Source organism: Salegentibacter sediminis, from assembly GCF_002078605.1.
Classification (GTDB): domain Bacteria; phylum Bacteroidota; class Bacteroidia; order Flavobacteriales; family Flavobacteriaceae; genus Salegentibacter; species Salegentibacter sediminis.
In genome coordinates, this window is sequence record NZ_MSJR01000012.1 from 1 (window position 1) to 16,116 (window position 16,116).

The following is a 16,116-nucleotide window of genomic DNA, read 5'->3' on the forward strand; positions in this document are numbered from 1 at the left end:
AGTTAACATCTCGGTCAATAAGACTTTCTTGTTATCCTTGTACTTTGGGGGGTGCCATTCAAAGAGCCAAATTTTTTCATGGCTTCAAAAGATCTAGCATTCATAACCTTAAATAAAGGAATGACATGAGGGCTGCCAGTACTATTGTGGAACAAAAAACATCAATAGATGTTTAGCGAAAGTATTTTACCATCTTTTGGTCTACCTTCAGGTAGAAAAACAACCGGTTTCTGATCTTTAGAAGCTGATTATATAAAAAAGATGATATTATCCATCTGAGAGATCGATATATTGAACTGCCGTGTTTCTTATATCAAACTTATTGCTTGCATATAAAGAAGATTTCTCCGTCCGTTCCACCTGAAATTCGTAGTTTTTAATAATGTCTTCTATACGTGCTGCACAACTATTCTCATTGTTAACCTCAAAAAAATTTCCATAGACACCATTTTCAATAAGTTCCATGGGTGCATTAATATTTGAAACCAATACAGGGACTTTCGCTATTAAACCTTCAGCAATGGTCAATCCAAATCCTTCATCTAAAGAAGGTTGTATTAATAACTCATAATCCTTTAAATGAGAATAAATATAGCCTCTATCCCTGATACCCAAAAAGTTGACAAAACTTTGCAAGTTATATTCTGTTGTTAAGTTTTTCAAATATTCTTCAGACGGTCCTTCACCAATAAAATCCACATGAATATCCCGAATCTTTTTATCATGAACGAGAATATTGAGTGCCTTAATAAGGATGTGCTGTCCTTTAACTGCATGATGAAGTCTGCTCACTTGAACAATTTTGAATTTCGTAAAGGAAAAATTTTTCTTTTTTTCTAACCTAGAAATATCAATACCATTATATATCATCTCAGAAATAATACTGCTTTTTCTATTGAGATTATTTTTAACAGTTTCAGAAATGGCAACAACTTTTTTGTATTTGTGAAGGTTCCGCAAAGATGTATGATTGCAGTGTAAGGTTAAAATCACATTTCTCCTGTTTAGAAGTACTTCAATGATTGATTGATGATGACAGTGAACCAGGTGAGGCTTAAACAAGAATAACATTGAATTAAGCTTTAAAAAAGCCAGGAAATTTTTACTCTTTTCTTTTCTATTAAAACGCACTATTTTTACTCGCTTATCAACTTCATCCAAGAGATAATTATGGTACTTATCATTTATAACAAACAACATAACTGCATTACTCTTTGTTTGCTCATTTAATAAATCTACCAACATGGTTTCAGTTCCACCAGTAAGCAACGAAAATACGACATGTGCTATTTTCATAAGCATTAAAAATTATAGAAGTAAGTATTCTACATTTATATCTTCAATTCAATAAAAATAGGGATACTATTGTAATCTTTAATAATATTCCAGTTATATAAATTCGACTTTACGATTCATAACAAAATTGCATTTACTCTGAAATAAAATCGGTAGATCCATCATCCACTATATTACATTCCCCTTGCTTATAAGTTTGAGACAGAACCGACTCCAGGCTATCCCCTATTACATTAGAACGATTATATACGGGAATAATAATTGAAACTAAAGGATTTTCCATTATAACATCTTAGGTCCTTCTTATGAAAACAATCTAAAAATAATAGAGTGTAATTTCCGTGATATCCCCTTTTTATCAGTTTGTTCAAATTTCTGATAACGAGGAGAATTAAGCTTTTCTTCTAATCGCCTAAGTTCTAAATAGTCTAAAAATAGTGGTAAAGGGATTTCATTTTTTATAACATATCTTCGTTCTTCATCCCTCAATCTAATATTGCTGCTTAAGCCTGCCATATCATAATACGCTATTGGGATATTTTTATATTTTACTTTGGCATTATTTAAACCTAAGGCAATTAAGTATAATTTCCAATCGGAGACAATTTTTAAACTTTCATCATACAAACCGTATTTCTCAAATATATTCTTTGTCAGAAAAGTTGCCTGATGATTCAGGTTACCCTTTATAAAAGTTTTTAAGCTAACATCTTCACCATTTACCCCTTTATCTACTTGTTCTCCTCTTTCATCTCGATACACCTTAATTAAATTACCATACACCACATCATTGCCTTTTAAATTTGGCGCAATCTTTTTTAAAGTTAAAGTGTCGTACAATATATCTCCACTATTCAAAAAATACAAATACTCTCCTTTAGCTATTTTTATACCTTTGTTCATAGCATTATAGACACCTTTATCCTTTTCACTTACCCAATAATCGATCTTATCTTTATTAGACTCAATATATTCTTTACTCCCATCAGTTGAGCCTCCATCAATTACAATATATTCGAATTCCTGCCAGGTTTGTTCAAAAACACTTTGCATGGTTTTCTTTAAACCTTCCAGGTTGTTGAGGTTTACAGTAATAATACTTATCAACGGAGCTTTAGCCATTTGATTTTAGAATTTAATCCTTAAAAAAGCTCATCTTCGGTAATTTCTAAAATGATTACTTTCCTAATTCATTTTTTTAAACCTGAAATATACTTCCTTCAAAAGGAATTGAACTTCCTCTTTAAATTTAACTTCCAGGTTCCTATTTCTTAATTTGTGAATAAAATATGCAAATTCTACCGTTTTCTTCTGATCCTCAAACTCATAATTCCCATATTCCTTAAGAAAATCTTCTCCAAGATAATGAGCATAGCCTTTTATAAAGTTTTTCTGAATTTTATTCAGTTCAACCAGATCTGAAGTGGCCTTTATTTCTTCGTAATCCTTATCTGAATTCTGATAGGGATCTCCGAACTCTCCTTTGTACTTTTTATTTTGATCTAAATCTAAAACCTCTGAGGAATATTTAATGCCCAACCAATTATAAATCTTTTCAGTTTCTGTTTGTGTGTCCCCTACCAGGTCTTCATACCGCAAAACATATACATTTTTATTAGTCTTATTCGATAAACTAAATGAGTGGATCTTTCCGGGGGCTATTAAAAGATCTCTATTGTAATTAGTACTTAATTGGGATAATGATTTAATGTGCCAGGTTTTCATTATTGAGCTCGCTACGTCTATAGGGTTGCGTTTTAAAAGTATAATTCTACTTTCCGGGAATAATTGCTGAACTTCTTCTAATATTTCCCAGTACCTGGGGGTTTTATCTATTACTAATTTATAACCTTCCTGAAGCGGTCTGTATAGCTCCAGAATAAAATCCTTTTGCTTTTTAGTAAAATCGATTTTTTGGTCATTCACATAATTTCCAAAAGCCTTTCCTGCTAAAATATTATTAAAAGAAGCTGACAATAAAGAAGGTTTTATTTGATTAGCGAAATTTAAAAGCAGCCAGGATTCACTGCAGGTGTTTACCTCAGTATTGTTTGAAAGCAGATTTTGTAAAAATGTTGAACCGCTTCGAGGTTGGGAAATTATGAATACGAGATTTTGCTCTTCCAATCTTAATCAATTATTTTCTTAAATAGTTTAAAACTTTTTCCCTTAACCTTTTTAAGGTATTTATAAGCTATATTTTTTTTCTTTGTCTTATTCAGGAATAAATGATCGGCAAGAAATTTATCGGCTTTTCTATTGACTGCAATTCGTTTAGGATGCTTTAATGGAAACCCCATTTCTTCAATATTTAAATTTGCACGCCAATGAGAACTATCTTTTGTATGTGCACTGTCTTCTCTGTGCCCAAGATTAGAAACTAGGTTTTTATTCGGAACAATACATAATCCTTTTTTTATAAAGACTAAAAACCTCCACTGATAATCCCAGGTATCTATTTGATTATTTTTACAAGAATTGAAGCATTTTAATTGAAAAACTTTTTCTTCTTCAGAATTTGTGATTTCCGGAAGTCTTTTATCTAGTTTTTGCCAGTTCTCTTTATTTTTAAATATGTCAAACTTGTAGTCAGCCCAACGATCACTCCAGGTGGCCCACCCCCAAATACCGGGAATATTAGAAAAATAATAATCGGCATCACCTCTTTTATTACCTTTTTGCCAATTTGAACCACCAATATGATAGACCTTTTTATTATCCCTGTATTTAATCAGAAGTTCCTCACAAAAAGGAAAGAAAGAATTTCCCGGCAAACAATCATCTTCCAGAATTATTCCTTCCTCTACATTTTCAAAAAACCAGGAAATAGCCTGAGAAACAGCCAGACCACAACCTAAGTTTTTTTCCCGAAACAAATAACTCACCTCACATTCCCAGTCGATATTCTGCTTAATATAATTCCTAACGTCATAACACTTTCTTTCATCTTCTATCGCATCTGCTCTAGGCCCATCAGCAGCAACAAATAAAACTTTTGGTCTTGCATTTTTAATTTTTGCGAAAGATTTTTCGACAAGATCCAACCGATTAAAAACCAGATATAAAATTGGGGTTTTCATATTATTTTCTAACATACAAGGCTTTTTCAGTTTTCAGAACTAAGAATAAGCTATTAAATGATTTTGCAAATAGCTGATAGTTTTTTTTATAAAGGAAATTGTATAGTTCGGAATTGAGAACTTCTGTAATTGTAGAATTAGTTTTTTCAACTACAATAACTTTTGGTTTATATCTCTCCCAATTATTTGATTTCAAAACTTTCATTTCAAAACTTTCCACATCAATAGTAAGAAAATCAATTTGAGAGCCATCCTTAAGAAAAGTATCTAAAATATTTTCTAATCTAGTTGTATTTATTTCTTCTTCACTAATTATCTTAAAGCTTTTATAACCATTCTTTTTCTTAGCCAGTTCAGATGAAAAAGTATTTAAAGCTGGCTCATTGAAAATATAATATTTTAATAATTCGTCATTATCTGAAATTGCAGCTTCTATATTGATATCCTCTGGCCTTACTACTTTAAATTTCTTCATACTACCTGGCATCGCATCAATATTAATACCTCGCCACCCTCTTTTATAAAATAGAAAAGTATTTGAAAAACGTTTAGGGTGATGTGCACCTACATCTACATAAAAACCATTTTTCTGCCCTTCAAAAAGTCGTTTTAAAATTAAGTCTTCACCTTCCTGAGAGTAGGAAAGCGTGGAATAATCTTCCTGAAAAGATTTCAGGGGATCCTGATAAAGATTAATAATTTTTTGTGGAGTTAATTTTAAAATTAACTCCTTTAATTTATTAAATCCCATTCTCCCTTAATTAGCAGTTTTGATTTCCCATTAAAGCCAAGATTACCAGTTTTATAAAAATCCCCTTTAACCACATTAAATTTTCCCAAAGGGACTTTAGGCCAATCTGATTCTACTTTATCACATTCAATTCGCCCCTTCACAATATATTCCCCTTCATTATAAGGTAAATCTGCAATTTTACATTTAATTATACAGCGGCCGTCTTCCTCCACTTGCATCATTTCATTCTGATAAGAACTATAAAGTACTGATATTAATTCATCATCCGGGCTATGGATTGAAAAACCAAGGTCAACATTTAAATTCTTATTAGGGTTTATTATATCAAGAGTAAAAACAAAAATAACAGTATCCCCACTTAATACATTTTCAATTGTTTGTCCATTAGTATGTATAATTTCAAAACTTTTAAATTTTGCAAGCCCTGTACCACTTCGGTTTTCTACAGTACTCAAATCCTTTGGTATTATCCTTTTTTCATTGGATAAATAGAAATTAATTGCCTTTTCCACTCCTCCTTCATACACAGATAATCCATTTTCCAGCACGATTCCTCTGTCACAGAGACTTTTTACACTCGCCATATTATGACTCACAAACAACACTGTTCGGCCTTCCCCTTTCGAAAGCGAGTTCATCTTGCCAATGGCTTTTTTCTGGAATTCGGCATCGCCTACGGCCAAGACCTCATCTATTACCAGGATCTCGGGTTCCAGATGCGCGGCCACGGCAAAACCTAACCTTACCGTCATCCCGCTGCTATATCGCTTAACAGGAGTATCTATATACATTTCACAACCCGAGAACGCGATGATCTCGTCGAGTTTAGCTTTAATTTCTGCCCGGGTCATTCCCAGTACCGCCCCGTTCATAAAGATGTTCTCGCGCCCGGTGAGTTCAGGATGAAAACCGGTGCCTATTTCCAGCAGGCTGGCAATACGTCCTTTAGTTTTAATACTTCCGGTAGTAGGAGAGGTGACTCTGGAAAGCAATTTTAGTAGCGTAGATTTCCCTGCGCCATTTTTGCCTATAATCCCTAAAACTTCTCCCTGCTTCACTTCAAAATTAATATCCCGCAAGGCCCAGATATAATCTTCGGTGGCTTTGGCGCTTCTGTCGTTTACACCCCCTACTTTTAAAAAAGGATCTTCTTTCCCTCGAATGCTATACCACCAACGCTTCAGGTCGTCTCCCAGGGTTCCCGTCCCTACATTTCCCAGGCGGTATTGTTTGGAGATATTTTCGGCTTTAAGTATTACGCTCATTAATTATTTTCTTAATCAATAAATTGAAGGAAACCTAATGCCCGAAAAGTACATAATTAAATCCTAAAACAGAAAGGATCTAACAAACTCAACAAAGGATTTAAGCTATTTTTCTACCCGGAAATTTATATTTAATTACTTTTATCTCTTATGAAAAAAATTAAAAACTATTTAACTGCAAAATTTCTTAACACATATACCAAATTACCTAATAAAGCAAAGCGTTTTATTTGTTTCAATTTAAGATGGGCCTACAAGCCTGGCTCAGTTCTAAAAAAATTACGCTTTCGAGGTAAATTCAGAGTACGGCTGCCTAACAATAATCATTTTTATATGATTAATTATGGTAGCATGATAGAAAATGAAACCTTTTGGGAGGGAGCTTTTAAAACTTTTGAAAATGACGTTGGCTGGCTTTGGATTGAATTATGTAGGTGCTCTGATGTAATTTTTGATATAGGTGCTAATACTGGGATTTACAGTCTTGTGGCAAAAAGCATCAATCCTGCAAGCTCTGTTTATGCCTTTGAGCCTTCTATTCACACTTTTAAAAGGTTAGAATTAAACAATAAAATTAATAGCTTTGATATTCATTGCGAGGAAAAGGCTGTTTCTAATTATACAGGCAATCAGCTTTTCTATGACCTACCGTATCCTAATGATAATGCCTCACTTTCTCCTGATAAAATGAAGAACTGGAGCGGCTATAAAGGTTCGATGATGGAATATGAAGTGGAAACTGTCCAGCTTTCCTCTTATATAAAGAATCAGAACATCCCTGGAATAGACCTTATTAAATTTGATATTGAAATGCATGAGCCAGAGGCTATAAAGGGATTAGAAAACTATCTTTTAAAATACAAACCTATAATGTTTATAGAGGTATTAAGTGTGGGTGTAGCAAATCGTCTAAATGAGTTATTCAACTTAAATGATTATAAGCTTTTTCACTTGCAAAAAGGAAACAAAATTGAGAAACTTTCAGAATTTAAAATGTGTAGAGAATATCTAAATAATTGGGAATGGAATTTTCTATTATTCCACAAAGATCTGGAGGAAAAAGTAAAAAGGTGTACTTCTATATATGAAAAAATCTAAATAAAAATCGGTTTAAACCGTATCAATAAAATTCTTTTCGGTTCTATTAAAAACAACAAGGCCAATTAAAAACAGACTAATAGAAAAGGCAAGGGTATAGAAAAAGCCGCTCCAGCTAAAAACACCGGTATCCAGGAGCATATATCTAAAGCCCTCAATGATTTGTGCCAGGGGATTATATTTCACTAACCAGGCCAACTCCGGGATCTTTCCAGAGACTTCGCTCAAGGGATAAGGTACCGCCGAGATATACATTAACAAAGATGTCGCAAAACCCACTAAAACCGTAAGATCACGATATTTAGTGGTGAAAGAAGAGATCGTCATCCCTGCCCCCAGACCTAAAAGAGCCATCATGAGAACATAAATTGGAAAAAGAAACAGGTTAGTATTGGGCTGTAGCTCATACCCCTGAAAAAGAAAATAAAAATAAAAGATCACCAAAATACTTAATTGAATGCCAAATTTAAACAAGCCAGAAATTACCGTCTTTAAGGGCATGATTACCCGCGGGAAATATACCTTCCCAAAGATACCGGCATAAGACCTGAAGGTACTGGAAGTTTGCGTAAGGCTCTGGTTAAAATAATTCCAGGCCGTTATCCCGGCCAGGTTAAAGAGAAAAGGCGGCACATTGCCTGTGGGAATGTTAGCTATATTGTTAAAAACCAGGGTAAAGATCACCGAGGTAAACAAAGGTTGGATGAAAAACCACAATGGCCCCAGGATGGTTTGCTTATAAACCGTAACTATATCCCGTTTAACGAATAGGATGAGCAAATCCCGGTAGTCCCAAATCTCTTTAAAATTCAGGTCTATTACCTTGCGCTTGGGGCTTATCTCATAAAGCCAGTCGTTCTCCGGTTGTTTCAAAGCTTAGATCAATTGGTGGGTGAAATTAAGAAAATTTTTAGTGAAATTGCTTTTAACTAGCAGTATTCCTTAATCTAATTAACTATAAAAATTGTTTTCAGAAAAAATATATCTTTGAGTAAACTTAACCAACTACTTGAAGAAACTATCCATCCTCATCCCGGCTTATAATTAGGTATATTTAGCCACTATTTTGGAAATTCATAAAGCAACCAATTGGTTATAGAGAAATATGAATATGATTATGAGCTCAGAATTGATATCAATAAAAATTATTTGATTTGCTGATAATCGCTATCCCAAAAAGTGCCAGTACCTCCTTAATGGTAACCATAGGAGAGCTTCATAAGCTTGAGGCAGTACAGGATTTTTCATTCCGGGAGAACTCCCCCCCGAAATCAAGTAACAAAATTCACCTGGTCCATTCGGATATTAGGGAGTTAAGTCAGAATGAGATCGATAAATTTTCCCGGAAGGACACCTTCTACAAACAACATATCTTTCCTTCTGCAAACAATCTCAAATTACTTAAGAACCTACCCAAGGTAGTTCTTTTAAGAAATCCTAAAGAAATAATAATGGCCTACCAAAGAGGCGCCAAAAGAAATTACAACAGTCTTCCCCCTGGATATGATACCAAACTAAAAAAAGAAGATCTTATTATTAAGGCCAAAAGAGATGGGTTTTATAATGATTTGGTATATTTTTACGATAACTGGAACCACCAAACTAATAATAGAAATACCCTAATTATTTATTATAATGATTTTTTGAAAAACCCTAAAAAGGTGATTAACGAAATTGAAAAGTTTTACAACCTCCCTATAACAAAAAAGAACTTTAAGCCAGCAAAAGCCAGATATTCGAAAATCGGCATTAAAGATCGTCTGAATATCTTTCAAACGAAAACATTGATTTTCACTAATCAATGTTTGATTAAGATAGGTGCTAAGGATTTTTTAAAACGGATACTAAAAAGTTTAAAGTAAAAAGCATTTGTTCAAAATAGTTTTACACCCCGACCTATAAAGAAAAAAGAGAGATGTATTTTCCGATAATTGAAAAGTCTAAAAAACGGATAAAACCCTTGAGAATAGAAATTCAATAATGAGAAGATGATATAAAAATAGATATATTTGATCTAAACTAACCGCCTCTTGAAAAAACTATCCATCCTCATCCCGGCTTATAATGAAGAGAAAACCATAATTCCCATTTTAGAGGAATTAAAAATCTTAGCCCTGGATTTTTCCCTGGAGAGGGAGATCCTGATTATAGATGATCATTCTACCGACAAGACAGGAGAATTAATAACCGAATTCATTACTAAAAACCCCGAAATTGATATTAATTATTTTAAGCAGGAGACCAACCTGGGGAAAGGGGCGGCAATACACAAAGGGATTGACATGGCATCAGGAGATTTTATAATCATCCAGGATGCCGACCTGGAATATGACCCTGATGAATACAATCATCTCCTAAGGCCGGTACTTGAAGGAAAAGCGGATGTGGTTTATGGTTCCCGGTTTATGGGAGGCAACCCGCACCGCATTCTTTTCTTCTGGCACTCTATAGGCAATAAATTTCTCACTTTTCTAAGCAATGCCTTTACCAATCTCAATTTAACCGATATGGAAACCTGCTATAAGCTTTTCAGAGCTGATATTCTGAAATCTTTGACCTTAAAGGAAAAACGTTTTGGGTTTGAACCCGAGGTGACTGCAAAAATCAGTAGAATTCCCGGTATAAGAATTTACGAGGTGGGCATCTCTTATTACGGGCGTACTTATGCAGAAGGCAAAAAAATAAACTGGAAAGACGGGTTACGGGCTTTATGGTGTGTTTTTAAGTACAATATTATTGCCCGCTAAGATGAAAACCAAGCCTCTTATCTCATTAAAAATTTTACTTGGAATTCTGGTATCGGGCATACTCGTTTATAATTTTTATGTAGCTAATAATCTCAAATATGAAACAGGAGGAGATGCTGTCAGCTTTATAGGACTCGGACTTAGCCTGGCTGAATTTCAGAAATACGGCCACATAAAAGTTTCCGAGGGCAGCTTAATGGAGGCATTCAAAAACAAACAAATCTCCTGGGAGGAGATAAGCTTTGTAGGCAAAAGTACCTGGAGACCTCCGGTATGGCCCTTTTTGATTGCCGGGATATTTCTTATCTTCGGCTATAATCTCACCTATCTTCTTATTTTTAAATTCCTGCTTCACTTACTGGGAATTTTTATCTTCTATAAAACGCTAAAACTTTTAAAAATAAAAGAGGTACTTATCCTTGCCGGTTGCTTTCTCTATGCAATTCATCCGGCCTGGCAACTTTATTCCAGGGTATTCCTTTCAGAACCTATAACCTTCTTTTTTATGAGCTTATGGGTCTATTTGCTTGTAAGGTACTTCCAACATAAAAAAGGTTTTATCATGCAATCTTTGGTAGCGGGAATTATGATTCTCGCCCACCCCTATTATATTTTTTTACCTTTTTCGATATGGTTAATTCTTTTTATCAAAAAACAAATACCCTTTAAAAGCTTATTCCTAAGTTCACTCATATGCACAGCTATTGTTTTTAGCTGGGTAATCAGGAATTCCATAGTTCTGGATACGAGCGAGCTTATCTTAACCACCTCCTCCGGGGCAGTAATGGCTAAGGGCTGGAATGAAGATGTTCCCAGATTGCATACTAATACAAAAGGTGACCTGGCAGATGAAACTTTAGTTCTAAAGGATTATGAATACAAGCCTGAGAAATCAAACAATGAGGTGGAAAGAATGGAGCTTTATAAAAATGCCAGCTTGCACTTTATCAAAACCAATCCCGATCTTGTATTGCCAATTATTTGGAAGAAATTAAAAAGCGCCTTCAATCCATTTCCTGAAACTCCCAGACCGGGAGTTTTGGAAACAGGACGGATAATTTTTCAGGTTCTTGCACTTTTTTCGCTTTTATATTTATTAATCTTTTCCAGGAATAAGTTGTTGCGATCATTAGTAATAGGTCTTGTTCTATCTACCATTGGGATTACTATCATCACCTATTCCGGCTTCCGTTTTCGTATGCCCCAGGTGGGGTTGGAACTTTTGCTTCTTATAGGAATGCTGGGAGAAGTTCTTCCTACATTGAGAAAAAAAATACCTAAGGGGTGAGCAACTCTCAAAAGGAAAGTTCTTTTAAAGTTCTAAAAAAACTTCTACGTAATACTAAGCACTTCGACTATTCGTCTGCTACCGCAGCCGGCTCAGTGTGACAAGTGGATTTAATAATATGCTATCAACAAACCAGGTGTGTCAGGCTGAGCCCGACCAGAGGGAGGAAAAGCTTGTCCTGAGCGCGAAGCAGTCGAAGGGTCGAAGCAATGTCAGGCTGAGCCCGACCAGGGGGAGGAAAGTCGAAGCCCCCTTTGAAATTCAAAAGACATTCGCAACTTATTACTAAGCACTTCCCTTCGACTCCGCAAAAGCTACGCTCAGGACAGGCTATTTCGGCTACCGCCGGGCTCAGTGTGACAGCGCGTTTTAATAATAAGCCATCAGCAAACCAAAAATGTCAGGCTGAGCCCATATTTCTGGCCGGTAGGACAGAAGTATGGAAAGTCGAAGCCCATTTAAAGTTAAAATATTAGTTCTAACTTATTACCCCGTAACCTATTCCTCTAAATCCTTATCTGGTTTCCCGTACCGCCCGTAACTTCTTGAAAATTTTATCAGGTCATTCCAGTTTTCATTAATTAAAGCCTGTTTTTTTCTCCGGCTCCAACCTTTGATTTGTTTTTCCACCATTATAGCATACTGGGGATCGGTAAACTGTTCACTCCACTTTAATATTACCGGGCGCCGTGAAAAAGTATACGCATTCTCATCATACCCTGAATTATGTTCCCATAATCTTCTATTCAGGTTATTTGTGATACCTGTATAGTAAGAATTGTCCTTGCATTCAACTATGTAGACGTAATACAATTTCATATTACAATTTAAATAATTAATTTATAGCTGAACTAAGAGGGAAATATTTTGAGGGTTCTAAAGACATTATCTCAGTACTACCAAGCACTTCGACTTTTCGTCTGCTATCGCAGCCGGCTCAGTGTGACAACCCATTTTAATTTGAATGCTAGTTTAAAAATTACACTGTCAGGCTGAGCCCGACCAGGGGGAGGAAAAGCTTGTCCTGAGCGCGAAGCAGTCGAAGGGTCGAAGCAATGTCAGGCTGAGCCCGACCAGGGGGAGGAAAGTCGAAGCCCCCTTTGAAATTCAAAAGACATTCGCAACTTACTACTAAGCACTTCCCTTCGACTCCGCAAAAGCTTCGCTCAGGACAGGCTCTTCGTCTGCTACCGCAGCCGGCTCAGTGTGACAATGTGTTTTAACAAGTGTTAGCTTAAAACCGATAGTGTCAGGCTGAGCCCATGTTTCTGGCCATTAGGACAGAAATATGGAAAAGCTTGTCCTGAGCGCGAAGCAGTCGAAGGGTCGAAGCCCCAAGAAGAAAACATCAAAAGAGAAATCATTCTCTCACCAATTTTTTCTCCAATCAATATTTTCTTTAATAATCTTAGCCGGATTACCAACAATAATATTGTGGCTGCTGTTTATAGATGAATGCACCACGCTACCAAGACCTATTAAATTTAAACTTTCAATTTTTACACCTGGTGCAAAGCTTACATTGGATCCGATATAAACATTATCCTTTATTGAAATAGACAAATCCTTACTACGGTCTTTCGTATGAATGGAACCATGAGTCCAAAATTGACTGGCTTTTCCCGCAATCCAGGAATTATTTCCAATCCTGATATTATCAGAAACATCAAAAAAATGCTCATTAATAATTCTTGAATTTTCTCCAATGGTGAAATCAGCTCTCCCCATGATTGTATTACCACTATTAATTTTGGTACCAGCACCTACGGACAAGTTTTTACAAGAAATAAACGTATTGTTTCTAATTATAGAGTTATCTAAAATTTCGACCGTATCACATAATATAAAACTTTTCCCGATACTCACATTTTTGCCAATCTGATAACCGAGTAAAGTTTTATACAGTGAAATGCGAAGCCAATTAAAAGGAATGTATTTGATGATTTTAGCCAGATGAGCCCTTTTCATTTAATTTTGATTTAGATAAAAATATAATTAGGAAAGTTGAAAGTACTTATTTTAATTTATTTATCATTTTTAAAGTTAGAATTCCTTATTTTCTTAGGCGGCGAAATCTTTTCCCTATATTTGAAACCAAGCTAACTACCAACTGCACTGAAACCCAAAAAGAAAATATTCATCCTACTTCCCGACGGAGTCGGTCTCAGAAACTTTGCTTTTACTTCTTTTGTAGAAATCGGGAAAAAAATGGGATGGGAGGTGATCTTCTGGAACCACACCCCTTTTGACCTTGAGGCAATGGGTTATAAAGAGATCAAACTCAAGGGCAAGGCCCGGGCTCAAACCGATCTGCTGAAAAGAGCAAAGATTGAAGCCGAACTCGACCATTTCACCAATAAGTTCAAGGATCCTGTTTATCAAAACTATAAATTTCCGGGCTCAGCAAAAGCTTTTAAAGGAAAAATAAAGGATGGGATAGTCAGTGCCCTGGTGAGTAGTCATAAGGGAGAGAAAGCTCTGCAGAGGCTCAGGAATAAAATGAAAACTTCTGAAAGAAAAGGAGACTACTATAAAAATTGCAGAAGCCTTCTGGAACAAGAAAAGCCCGACCTGGTTTTCTGTACCAACCAACGGCCGGTGAATGCCATTTCGCCTTTAACCGCTGCGCAAGACCTTGGAATTCCCACGGCTACTTTTATCTTTTCCTGGGATAATCTCCCCAAAGCCACCATGGTGGTGGAAAGCGATCATTATTTTGTTTGGAGTGAGTATATGAAGGATGAGTTACGTAAATACTATCCCTTTATTGCCGAATCACAGATACAAGTTACAGGCAGTCCACAGTTCGAGCCGCATTATGATTTGAGCCTGAGACAAAGCAGGAAAGAGTTTTTCGGGAAGTACGGACTTGATCTCTCGAAAAAATATATCTGTTTCAGTGGGGATGATATTACCACCTCTCCTGATGACCCTGAATATCTCAACGATATAGCCGAAGCAACCAGGAAATTAAACTCCAAAGGAAATAAACTGGGAATCATCTTCCGGCGCTGCCCTGTGGATTTTTCCGATAGATTTGATAAGGTGTTGGAAACAAATAAAGATCTCATCGTTTCACTGGCGCCCCTTTGGAAGAAATCCGGCGATAACTGGAATACTGTTTTACCTACAAAGGAAGATCTGGAATTACAGGTGAATACGATCCTGCATTCAGAAGCTGTTGTTAATGTTGGTTCTTCTATGGTCTTTGATTTTGCGATTTTTGGTAAGCCCTGTATATATCTTAACTATGAAGCAGAGAAAAAAATCAACCCGGGCTGGTCTCCCGGAAAAGTTTATAATTTTGTGCATTTTAGATCCATGCCTACCGGAGATGAAGTTTTTTGGCTGAATTCAAAAAATGAAATCTCCACTAAATTGGTAGAGGCTTTAACGAATCCAAACGAAAAAGCTCAAAAAGCCCTTGAATGGTTTAAAAAAATAAACAAGGCTCCGGCGGATAATGCCTCGGGAAGGTTATGGAAATTTATAAATAAAATTAATTAGAAAGATCTGGCAAGGTTATTCATTTATATAGGTAAAATACTTTTGCTTACCTACCTGATTGCAACTTTCATTCAGGTCATATCTGATTATGGACTGAAAAATTCAGCATATCAAAATATTAGTCATTGGAAACCAATTGTGCAAGGCAATTTAAACAGTGAAGTCCTTATTATGGGTTCCTCGAGAGGGGCAGTATCTTATAACCCTCAGGTTATTCAAAGAATTCTGAACAAAAAAACTCAAAACATCAGTTTTGATGCAGGCGCATTTAATTTACAAAAAATAAAATTGGATACCTATTTACGAACCAATAAGCCTCCGGAAATTTTTATTCAAAATGTAGATCTGGCACATTTCTCCACCTCCGATAAAATCCCCGATAAAGCGCAATTTATACCTTACAATAGAAGTGAATTTTTAATTACACAATTACAAGAAATTGATCCTGAGTTTAAAAGATGGAATTTCTTACCACTTCTCAACTACAATGGGAATTTCAAATATCTAATTTTAAGTCTAAAAAGTTTGATGGTGGAAAATAATGCTTCATCCCAGGATGCTTTTCTTGGAGTTGAAAAAAAATTTAATATAGACTCGAATAACCTGCAGCGGCTTGAGAAATTATCAAATTCAGAATTAGCTTTGAAAAACTATCAACCCGGATTTAATTCTTTATCCGAAACCCTTAAAAAATTGCCCAAATCAACAAAGATTTATCTGGTATGGGCTCCAGAACATCATTATCGTCTGGAAAGAGCAGCTGAGGTTCGGAATGCAATGATTAAAAAGATTCAAGATCTCAGCCTTACATTTCCAAATGTTTATTTTCTGAATTACAGTGATCACCCTATCGCCTGTACTAGTACTAATTTCTATGACACCTTCCATCTCAATTATGAAGGAGCAAGTAGATTCTCTGAAATTCTAGCAAATAATATCAAACAGAATTTGAAATAATGTTATTTAACTCAATCCCCTATCTAATATTTTTACCAGTAGTTTTTATACTGTATTGGAAGGTATTCAATGGTTCCGGTAGATTTCAAAATTACCTGCTGTTGGCGGCAAGTTATTTTTTCTA

At 35.5% G+C, this 16,116-nt stretch carries 16 protein-coding genes; 6 read left to right on the forward strand and 10 right to left on the reverse strand.

Going from position 1 to position 16,116, the window contains the following annotated elements; all coding sequences use genetic code 11:
• Positions 1-267 precede the first annotated feature (267 nt).
• The 7 genes from BUW93_RS13800 to BUW93_RS13830 all read right to left on the reverse strand — a co-directional run bounded on the left by BUW93_RS13800 (position 268) and on the right by BUW93_RS13830 (position 6,395).
• Positions 268-1,296, reverse strand: a complete 1,029-nt coding sequence (locus BUW93_RS13800) for a glycosyltransferase (RefSeq protein ID WP_157893340.1) — start codon at positions 1,294-1,296, stop codon at positions 268-270.
• 133 nt (positions 1,297-1,429) lie between these two features.
• A complete protein-coding gene (locus BUW93_RS13805) occupies positions 1,430-1,579 on the reverse strand; it encodes a glycosyltransferase family 2 protein (RefSeq protein WP_081212327.1) in 150 nt (49 codons plus the stop codon).
• A gap of 20 nt (positions 1,580-1,599) precedes the next feature.
• Positions 1,600-2,418, reverse strand: coding sequence for a glycosyltransferase family 2 protein (locus tag BUW93_RS13810; RefSeq protein ID WP_081212328.1), 819 nt, complete (start codon positions 2,416-2,418; stop codon positions 1,600-1,602).
• A gap of 63 nt (positions 2,419-2,481) precedes the next feature.
• The gene (locus tag BUW93_RS13815; RefSeq protein ID WP_081212329.1) at positions 2,482-3,423 is read right to left on the reverse strand and encodes a sulfotransferase family protein; all 942 of its coding nucleotides are present in this window, start codon (positions 3,421-3,423) and stop codon (positions 2,482-2,484) included.
• A gap of 2 nt (positions 3,424-3,425) precedes the next feature.
• Positions 3,426-4,391 carry a hypothetical protein gene (locus BUW93_RS13820; protein WP_081212330.1) on the reverse strand — a complete coding sequence of 322 codons (966 nt, stop codon included), beginning with the start codon at positions 4,389-4,391 and terminating at the stop codon, positions 3,426-3,428.
• Positions 4,378-5,127 carry an FkbM family methyltransferase gene (locus BUW93_RS13825; RefSeq protein WP_081212331.1) on the reverse strand — a complete coding sequence of 250 codons (750 nt, stop codon included), beginning with the start codon at positions 5,125-5,127 and terminating at the stop codon, positions 4,378-4,380. Before BUW93_RS13825 ends, BUW93_RS13820 begins: the two co-directional genes overlap by 14 nt.
• Positions 5,109-6,395, reverse strand: coding sequence for an ABC transporter ATP-binding protein (locus BUW93_RS13830; RefSeq protein ID WP_081212332.1), 1,287 nt, complete (start codon positions 6,393-6,395; stop codon positions 5,109-5,111). The genes BUW93_RS13825 and BUW93_RS13830 overlap by 19 nt, the downstream gene beginning before the upstream one ends.
• A 150-nt stretch (positions 6,396-6,545) precedes the next feature.
• Here BUW93_RS13830 and BUW93_RS13835 point away from each other — a divergent pair, with 150 nt between their 5' ends.
• A complete protein-coding gene (locus BUW93_RS13835; protein ID WP_081212333.1) occupies positions 6,546-7,493 on the forward strand; it encodes an FkbM family methyltransferase in 948 nt (315 codons plus the stop codon).
• Between the two features lie 12 nt (positions 7,494-7,505).
• On the opposite strand, the gene BUW93_RS13840 is transcribed toward BUW93_RS13835, so the two are convergent.
• On the reverse strand, positions 7,506-8,366 hold the full coding sequence (locus BUW93_RS13840; RefSeq protein ID WP_081212334.1) for an ABC transporter permease: 861 nt from the start codon (positions 8,364-8,366) through the stop codon (positions 7,506-7,508).
• A gap of 281 nt (positions 8,367-8,647) precedes the next feature.
• Here BUW93_RS13840 and BUW93_RS13845 point away from each other — a divergent pair, with 281 nt between their 5' ends.
• From BUW93_RS13845 to BUW93_RS13855, 3 genes are all read left to right on the forward strand, one after another.
• Entirely contained in the window at positions 8,648-9,355 is a 708-nt protein-coding gene (locus tag BUW93_RS13845; RefSeq protein WP_081212335.1) for a sulfotransferase domain-containing protein, read from the forward strand.
• Between the two features lie 168 nt (positions 9,356-9,523).
• Complete coding sequence (locus BUW93_RS13850) at positions 9,524-10,240, forward strand: glycosyltransferase family 2 protein (RefSeq protein WP_081212336.1); 717 nt, start codon at positions 9,524-9,526, stop codon at positions 10,238-10,240.
• 1 nt (position 10,241) lies between these two features.
• Positions 10,242-11,528 (forward strand): ArnT family glycosyltransferase, encoded by a 1,287-nt coding sequence (locus BUW93_RS13855; RefSeq protein ID WP_081212337.1) that lies wholly within the window; start codon positions 10,242-10,244, stop codon positions 11,526-11,528.
• Between the two features lie 498 nt (positions 11,529-12,026).
• Here BUW93_RS13855 and BUW93_RS13860 read toward each other — a convergent pair whose 3' ends face one another.
• On the reverse strand, positions 12,027-12,347 hold the full coding sequence (locus BUW93_RS13860) for a GIY-YIG nuclease family protein (protein WP_081212338.1): 321 nt from the start codon (positions 12,345-12,347) through the stop codon (positions 12,027-12,029).
• A gap of 549 nt (positions 12,348-12,896) precedes the next feature.
• A complete protein-coding gene (locus tag BUW93_RS13865) occupies positions 12,897-13,496 on the reverse strand; it encodes an acyltransferase (RefSeq protein ID WP_081212339.1) in 600 nt (199 codons plus the stop codon).
• A 240-nt stretch (positions 13,497-13,736) separates the two neighbouring features.
• On the opposite strand from BUW93_RS13865, the gene BUW93_RS13870 reads away from it, so the two are divergent.
• Together BUW93_RS13870 and BUW93_RS13875 are read left to right on the forward strand one after the other, a co-directional pair.
• Positions 13,737-15,035 (forward strand): UDP-glycosyltransferase, encoded by a 1,299-nt coding sequence (locus BUW93_RS13870; protein ID WP_232778370.1) that lies wholly within the window; start codon positions 13,737-13,739, stop codon positions 15,033-15,035.
• 42 nt (positions 15,036-15,077) lie between these two features.
• Positions 15,078-15,992 (forward strand): SGNH/GDSL hydrolase family protein, encoded by a 915-nt coding sequence (locus BUW93_RS13875; protein ID WP_081212341.1) that lies wholly within the window; start codon positions 15,078-15,080, stop codon positions 15,990-15,992.
• The last annotated feature ends 124 nt before the right edge of the window (positions 15,993-16,116 follow it).